Raw genomic sequence first — 5,827 nt, forward strand, 5'->3', positions numbered from 1 at the left:
GCTCTCGGCTTCGTTCGAGCAGGGGACCCCCAGCGCCCCAGCGGCACGCCTGCCCGCGGCCACGTGGGCACAGAGCCCACCTGCCTCGCCCTCAGGGGCGCGGGGAACCGCGCGGCCAGCCCCCCACCGGCCCGCAGGTGAAGACGACGGCGCAGCCACCCTCAGGGGGGCGCGGGGAACGGCGCGAGACCACCCACCGGACCGCCGGTGAGAAGGGGCGCGGGGAACGGCGCGAACGGGGAACCGAACCGATCTCCCCGGCGTATTCATGGGCAGGGAGTCGTGGATACTTTGCGGCGACGCATGACCATGGGGGAGGTCACCTGTGACACACACGCCGACGGGCCACGCCGCACCACCCGCACCGCCGACCGGCGACGGCACCCCCGCACCGCCGCCCCCCACCCCCCGCACCGCCTTCGCGGAGGGCCTGGACACCCTCCGCGCCGCGGCGGCGACGGAGCCCGGCCGGCTCCGCATCATCGGCGCCGTACTCGCCGCTCTCGTCCTCGCGTTCGGCGCGGTCACCGCCTGGCAGATGACCGACCGTTCGGCCGCCGCGGACGACGTGCTGCACAAGAGCCAGCCGCTCAGTTCGGCCGCCGCGGACATCTACCGTTCCCTCGCGGACGCCAACACCGCCGCCTCCAGCGGTTTCCTGGCGGGCGGCCAGGAGCCGAAGGCGACCCGGGAGCTCTACGAGCGGGACATCCGCACGGCCGCCGCCGGCCTGATCACCGCGGCGAACAGCTCCGACGCCGGCACCCCGGCCGCCGAGACGATCGCCCGGCTGAACCGGCTCCTGCCGGAGTACAAGGGCCTGGTGGAGCGGGCCCGCACCTACAACCGTCAGGGCTTCCCGGTCGGCGGCGCGTATCTGCGGTACGCGAACGAGAAGATGCAGAAGGAGATGCTCCCGGCGGCGGAGGATCTCTACACGCGGGAGAACCAGCGGCTCGACGCCGACTACGCGGACGCCCGCCCGTACCCGTGGGCGGCGATCGCCCTCGGCGTGGCCGCGCTGGCCGCGCTGGCGTGGGCGCAGCGCCGCCACTACCGTCGTACGCACCGCGTGCTGAACCAGGGCCTGGTCGCGGCGACCGCGGCGACGGCGGTGGTGCTGCTGTGGCTGGTCGTCGGGCACAGCGTGGCGCGTGCCTCGCTGGACGACTCGTACGACAACGGGGTGCGCTCCCTGAAGGTGCTGAACGACGCGCGCATCGCCTCGCTGAAGGCGCGCGGCAACGAGAACCTCACGCTGGTGGCGCGGGGCGCGGAGACGGTGAAGGTGGGCGGCCGGACGTACGACGCGTTCGACTACGACTTCAACAAGGACATGGACGTCCTGGGCCGGGCGCTGACGCGGGCGCGGGCGCTCGCCGACGACGACAACGGGAAGCGCCCGGTCGCGGAGGCGGCGGGCGACATGGCGGAGTGGAAGAAGCGGCACGCCAAGGCCCGCGCGGCGGACGAGGACGGCTTCTACGAGCAGGCGCTGGACACAGTGATCGGCACGCCGGGCAGGGGCGGCGCGAAGGGCTCCACGGGTGAGTGTTTCGACAACGTGGACGCGAACCTGATGATGGCGCTGTCGCACGAGCAGCGCGAGTTCCGGCGGGCGGCCGGTGACGGGCTGGACGCGATGGCCGGTCTGCCGGTGGGCGCGGCGGTGCTGGCGCTGCTGGGCGCGGCGGGCGCGTTGTTCGGTATCGGGCGCAGGCTTTCGGAGTACCGGTGAGAGGGGGCGGAGCAATGCGAGACGGCGTGACGGTGTGGGCGCGGCGGGCCCGGGCCGGGCTGCGGGGCTGGGGCGGGGTCGCGGCCATGGCCGTGCTGTGCGCGCTGGCGCTGGCGTTCGTGCTGCTGCTGCCGCTGACCCAGTCGGGCGGCGCGGAGACTCCCCGCTCGGGCGGCCGGGGTGTCGCCGAGGGCGTGCACGCGCGCGCGGAGGACTGCGAGGCCCCGGAGAAGCAGACGCTGCCGCCGTCGACGGCGGACGGTCCGACGATCCGGGCGATCAAGGCCCGTACGGGTGCGAAGCGGAAACTGGTCGTGGGCGTGGACCAGAACAGCTACCGCTGGGGCTACCGCGACCCGAACACGGAGGGCGCGCGGCTGGAGGGCTTCGACATCGATCTGGCGCACCGGATCGCCGAGGCGATCCTCGGTGACCGGGACGCGGTGCAGTTCAAGGCGATCCCCACCGACCAGCGCATACCGGCGATCCAGGACGGCCGGGTCGACATGGTGGTGCGGACGATGACGATCAGCTGCGCCCGGATCGGCGAAGTGGCGTTCTCCGCGCCGTATTTCCGCACGGGCCAGCAGGTCCTCGCGCCGAAGTCGTCGACGATCACCGGCTACGACGACTCGCTCACGGAGAAGCGGATCTGCACGGCGGCGGGTTCGACGGCGCACGCGAAGCTGGAGGAGGACCGCAGCGCCGGCCGGCTGTCGGCGGACATCTCCGTGACGGTGCCGAACCAGCTGGACTGTCTGGTGCGGTTGCAGCTCGGCGAGGTCGACGCGGTCGTCACGGACGGCGCGCTGGCGGCGAGTCAGGCCGCGCAGGACCCGGCGGTGGAGCTGAAGGGCAAGGCGTTCACGACCGAGTTCTACGGCGTGGCGATGAAGAAGGACGCGGACGATCTGGTACGCCGGGTCAATCAGGTCCTGGTGGACTACGCGAAGGGCGACTGGCAGACCTCGTACGACACATGGCTGTCGGCGACACTGGGCAAGGATTCGTCGGCGTCGAAGCCGCCCGCCCCGCAGTATCTGCGCACCGGGTGACCGCGGTCCGGGGGTGGAGGCAGGGGGCGGACGTCCGCGCGGCCGGGTGCACGGGCCGTCGGGTGCGGCGCGGCGCACGGCGCAGGGCAGGGACAGGACCGAGCAGCGAGAGGTGATCGATGGGCGTCACGGACCCCGCCGGGCCGGTGATGGACCGGGACGAGGTGGACCGTGCGCTGGCACGGCTCGGCGCCGAGCACGAGGCGATCGAGACGTCACTGCTCGCCCTTCAGGACCATGCGGGCCGCAGGCTGCTGGAGGGCGCCGAGCTGACCGGTGTCACGAAGGAGCGCTGGGCGTCGACGGAAGCGGCGATCACGCTGCTGTGGGCGTATTTCGACGCGTACTCGGACGCGTTGCGCACGGCGCGTGAGATCCGGGCGCGGCGCCGCTGGTCCAGCCGTGAGGATCTGGTGGAGCTGACGGAGCTGCTGCGCGGCGAGCCGGTGACGCTGGCCGGTTCGGCGGCGGCTCTGGCGAACGCGCCGACGCTGCACGGCGGTCCGGGCCGGCTCAGCGAGCGGTACTCGCTGTCGGCACTGGTGGACCGGATGAACGAGCTGTACGCGTCGTCGCTGGACATGGTCGTGGCGGCGGACGCGGTGTGGTCGGCGCTGCCCGCGCGGATCGATCTGCTCGCGGCGGAACTCCAGCGCACCCGGCAGCTCGCGCACTCCGTCGGGGTGCGTCCGGGTGAGCATCCGGCGGGCGACGACCTGGAGCGGATCACGCGCACGCTGGCGCGGCTGCGGGAGCAGGTGATCTCCGATCCGCTGGCGTTCTGGGTGCCGGCTCAGGGCAGTTCCGCGCCGGGCGGCGGACGGCCGGACACCACGGTGTACGACCGTGAGGCGCGCGCCCTGGAGGATGTGCGCCGCGAGATCGACGCGGTGCTGACGGTCCGTCAGGACGCGGAGAAGCGGCTGGTCCGGCTGCGGGACGTGCTGTCGCGCGCGGACCGTACGCTCGCCGAGGCCCGGACGGCGCGCGGCGAGGTGCTGGCGAAGATCGCGGCGACGGAGGTGCCGGTGGTGAGCGGCCCGCCGACGGTGCTCCAGGAGCAGTTGGCGACGGCCGCCGAGTACCGCAGGCACGCGCAGTGGCACCGGCTGTCGCCGCTGCTGGAGGAGCTGGAGCAGAAGGCGGAGGAGGAGCTGCTGCGGGCCCGTGAGTCGCTGACGGCGGTCACGGCGCCGCTGGCGGTGCGTGCGGAGCTGCGCGGCCGGCTCGACGCGTACAAGGCGAAGGTGGCCCGGCTCGGGCTGGCGGAGGACCCGGAGCTGGCGGAGCTGTACGAGCGGGCGCGCCGCATGCTGTGGAGCGCGCCGTGCGATCTGCGGGTGGCCGAGCAGGCGGTGCTGCGCTACCAGCGGGCGGCGGCGGAGGCGCTCGGCGGTCCGGACGCCTCGGCGGTGCCCCGGCAGTTCGGGCCGCAGGACTCGAGGGGGGAGCCGTGATGAGTCAGGCGGGTCAGACGTGTCAGCGTCCGGGGTGCGGCGGTTCGTACGAGGACGTCGGCGGCGGTGAGCTGTACTGCGACATGTGCGGGCTGGCGCCGGTGGTGTCGCCGACGGGGCTGGTCGGGTCGGCGCCGACGGGGCTGACGGGCGGCGGGGCCGGTTCGGCGGGCAGCGGCAGCACTCCGGGCAGTGCGCCCGGCGGTGGCGGGTCGGGCGCGTCGGCGCGGTCCTCGCGGTCGTCGCGGTCGGCGCGGTCGGCGCGGTCGCGTCGTTCGGTGCCGGGGCGGCTGTCGCGGTCGGTGTCGGGGCTGTCGTCGGCGCGTTCGGTGTCGGTGCGCAGTTCCGGTTCGTCCGCCTCCTCGTCGGGCCGGGGCCGGCTCGGGGCGGGGCTGGTGGAGGTGCCGCAGGTGCCGCGGCCCGATCCGCGGTCGATGGTTCTGGAGAACCCGGAGGTGCCGGAGCGGAAGCGGTTCTGCTCGCGCGCGGACTGCGGGGCGCCGGTGGGTCGGGCGCGCGGCGCCCGTCCCGGCCGTACGGAAGGTTTCTGCACCAAGTGCGGCCACCCGTACTCCTTCGTGCCGAAGCTGCGGCCCGGGGATGTGGTGCACGGGCAGTACGAGGTGGCGGGCTGTCTCGCGCACGGCGGTCTGGGCTGGATCTATCTGGCCGTCGACCGTGCGGTCGCGGACCGCTGGGTGGTGCTGAAGGGCCTGCTGGACACCGGCGACGAGGACGCGATGGCCGCGGCGATCTCGGAGCGCCGGTTCCTCGCGGAGATCGAGCACGCCAACATCGTGCGGATCTACAACTTCGTGGAGCATCTGGACCAGCGCACCGGCTCCCTCGACGGCTACATCGTGATGGAGTACGTCGGCGGCAAGTCGCTGAAGGACATCGCGAACGCGCGCCGCACCCCGGACGGGCGGCGCGATCCGCTGCCGGTGGAGCAGGCGTGCGCGTACGGCATCGAGGCGCTGGAGGCGCTCGGCCATCTGCACAGCCGTAACCTGCTGTACTGCGACTTCAAGGTCGACAACGCCATCCAGACCGAGGACCAGCTGAAGCTGATCGACATGGGCGCGGTGCGCCGCATGGACGACGACGAGTCGGCGATCTACGGCACGGTCGGCTATCAGGCGCCGGAGGTCGCGGAGGTCGGCCCGTCGGTGGCGTCGGACCTGTACACGGTGGGCCGCACGCTGGCGGTGCTCACGTTCGACTTCCAGGGCTACACGACGACGTACGTGGACTCGCTGCCGGACCCGGACTCGATCGAGGTGTTCCGGCAGTACGAGTCGTTCTACCGGCTGCTGGTGCGGGCCACCGACCCTGACCCGGCGCGCCGGTTCGCGTCGGCGCAGGAGATGGCCGAGCAGCTGACGGGTGTGCTGCGCGAGGTGGTGTCGCTCCAGACGGGCCGGGCGCGGCCCGCCCTGTCGACGCTGTTCGGGCCGGAGATCCGGGTGACGGACACGGAGTTGTTCCCGCGGCTGGACGGTGAGGTGTCCCGGCTGGGGGCGCGGACGGTGCGGGGCAGGCGCCGGAGGTCGCGGACTGTTCCTTATACACATCTC

The 5,827-nt window shown here is 73.3% G+C and carries 4 protein-coding genes; all 4 read left to right on the forward strand.

The genetic code is table 11. From position 1 onward, the window contains the following. Positions 1–325 precede the first annotated feature (325 nt). A complete protein-coding gene (locus MTQ10_RS27050; RefSeq protein WP_247472856.1) occupies positions 326–1,738 on the forward strand; it encodes a hypothetical protein in 1,413 nt (470 codons plus the stop codon). Positions 1,739–1,752: 14 nt separating this feature from the next. Beyond that, the gene (locus tag MTQ10_RS27055; protein WP_247472857.1) at positions 1,753–2,793 is read left to right on the forward strand and encodes a glutamate ABC transporter substrate-binding protein; all 1,041 of its coding nucleotides are present in this window, start codon (positions 1,753–1,755) and stop codon (positions 2,791–2,793) included. A 119-nt stretch (positions 2,794–2,912) separates the two neighbouring features. Beyond that, positions 2,913–4,250, forward strand: coding sequence for a hypothetical protein (locus MTQ10_RS27060; protein ID WP_247472859.1), 1,338 nt, complete (start codon positions 2,913–2,915; stop codon positions 4,248–4,250). After that, positions 4,250–5,827: serine/threonine protein kinase (locus MTQ10_RS27065; RefSeq protein WP_247472860.1), on the forward strand; the 1,578-nt coding region annotated here is incomplete at its 3' end. The genes MTQ10_RS27060 and MTQ10_RS27065, both read left to right, overlap by 1 nt.

Origin of the sequence: Streptomyces sp. XM83C, from assembly GCF_023072675.1 — a bacterium.
Classification (GTDB): Bacteria; Actinomycetota; Actinomycetes; order Streptomycetales; family Streptomycetaceae; genus Streptomyces; species Streptomyces thermocoprophilus.